The sequence below is a fragment of the Helicobacter baculiformis genome (assembly GCF_900197685.1).
GTDB classification, from domain to species: domain Bacteria; phylum Campylobacterota; class Campylobacteria; order Campylobacterales; family Helicobacteraceae; genus Helicobacter; species Helicobacter baculiformis.
The window spans coordinates 1-1911 of record NZ_FZMF01000038.1; the positions used below are offsets into that span (position 1 = coordinate 1).

The 1911-nt window shown below is 49.5% G+C and carries 1 protein-coding gene and 1 pseudogene; both read right to left on the minus strand.

The window, feature by feature from the left end:
* Positions 1-1047 (minus strand): hypothetical protein (locus tag C6G87_RS06255; RefSeq protein ID WP_104752667.1); only part of this gene is annotated, 1047 nt, incomplete at its 3' end.
* Between the two features lie 135 nt (positions 1048-1182).
* Positions 1183-1911, minus strand: a pseudogene (locus C6G87_RS06260) (hypothetical protein); the annotation flags it as partial.

A 1911-nucleotide genomic window follows, 5' to 3' on the forward strand; every position in this document is an offset into this window, starting at 1 on the left:
CCCCACAACCATACCGCCCACACCCCCCCTAGACCCTTTGAGCGCGCCCCCCACACTTGAGCCAATCAGACTGCCTACAAGAGAGAAGGCGTTGCCCGCAATGATGGTTTTAAAATTATCAAAGAAGCCTTCATTCACCTTGAAGGCTTGCCCATCTTTGAGAACATACATCGCCCCCTTAGGATCAAAGCGCGCTTCATCAAAGCCTAACCCCTTGACTAAAGCCTGTGCCCCCTCTTGGTAGCGCGCACGCACTTTAGGATCGTCGCTAAAAACCATCTCTAGCATGTCTTGGGCGACATTGTTATACAAGCTCATCGCCTTTTGCACATCCGCGGTCAAATAACGCCCCTTGATCTGCTCTTGGTACTCCTTCAAGTCCTCTTGGGCGTCTGTAAACAGGCTATTCCACACCGAAGTACCCAAAGAGCGATCGCGGTAGATTTGACGCTTTTGTTCAGGGGTCAAGTCCTTAACATCCTTGACTTGCAGAATGCTAGCCCGTATGCCCTCCTGCGTGTACGCGCGCTTGCCATGATCCCAACTAAAAAATTCCAAAGGGTGCAAGATCGAATCTACAAGGCTGAGTTCTTTAAACCCCGCATCTGTCAAATAACGCCGTACCTCTTTGGGCAACTTCTCATAAGGCACTTTATCCTTAAGCGCCTTGTGCACAAGCGCATGGTAGCCCAACTCTTCCTGCTTGGATTTAGAGGCGGCACTCTGTGCTGCTTCTGTGTGTGCTTGTGCAGGGGGCATATCCATAGGCTCAGATTGGGAAGCTTGTTCAAAAGAAGCTTTTAGGGGAGGTTGAGGGGGGGGTGTGGGTTTAACTTGGGGGGGTTGAGGGGTGAAAGAAAACTCTTTAAAGCCCTCTAAGTCCGCCATCAGGGCTTGGGTGCGCTCTTGATCGTCCAAGCCCTTTTGTTTGTAGAAGGCGTCTAGGGCATCATAGTTAAAATTATTCTCATGTTGGCGCACAAAGTCTAATACTTGGCGCTGACTTACTCCATCGGCACGCAATTTAGCAAAATCCAAAGTCGCCATCATGTCATCTTTACAAGGAATGCCCCGCTGATCTCGAGCAAAACCCTTAAGGAAAATCAGCGAGGACTATCATTAAGAGCACTTAAGGGCAGGGGTATACTAACACAAGCGCCTACTGAAAAACAAGGGTTAACTTCAAATCCGCCAAGTGCGGGGGCGTTTAAAAGAGTGGCGCGGGGGGGTGTGCTCTTGGGTGGGCAAGAGGGGGGGTTTAACTTCTTGATGTTGCAGACAACTTGCCAACGCGTCGATACAATCATCTTGTTTATAAGGTCTGTCGGGGTTGAAGCTAAAAAGTTCCTTCTTGATCTGATCTTGATGGTGGCAAGCATGGGAAAAGACTAAAAAGCCCGTATTATAAAAGGGGCGCATGGCTTTAATCTTGCTCACCTTGGAAACCTTCCTAGAGGGCGTATAACAAACAATATCATCGCTCAACACCGCCTTACCTTGTTGCTTAGCCCGCTGGTTGTAGCGCACCAACTCCACCATTAATAAGCGGTGCAACACTAACCCCCCCCCTTCACTCTCTATATACGTGTGCGCGTCCATGTAGCGCTCCTTGGCTTGCAGAATGTGGTTAATGGTGTCCTCTTCGCTCCAAATCCCACAATAACAATCTAACACACAATAGCGCGCGCTCTGTTGGTAATTCTCCACCCCCACCACCACCACCGCGCGGTTATCCGCACTCTCTTTAAGAGAGAGGGCGTTATCCACAAAGATATACGTATTGTAATGCCCCAACTCGTGCAAGAAGATATTCTTGTACAAGCCCTCTTCAAAATACCCCCCACTTAAGGCGATAGGTTCTTGTTGGTATTGCGCGCTAAACTCGTCATGCCCCATTTGCAAGCGCAGAGC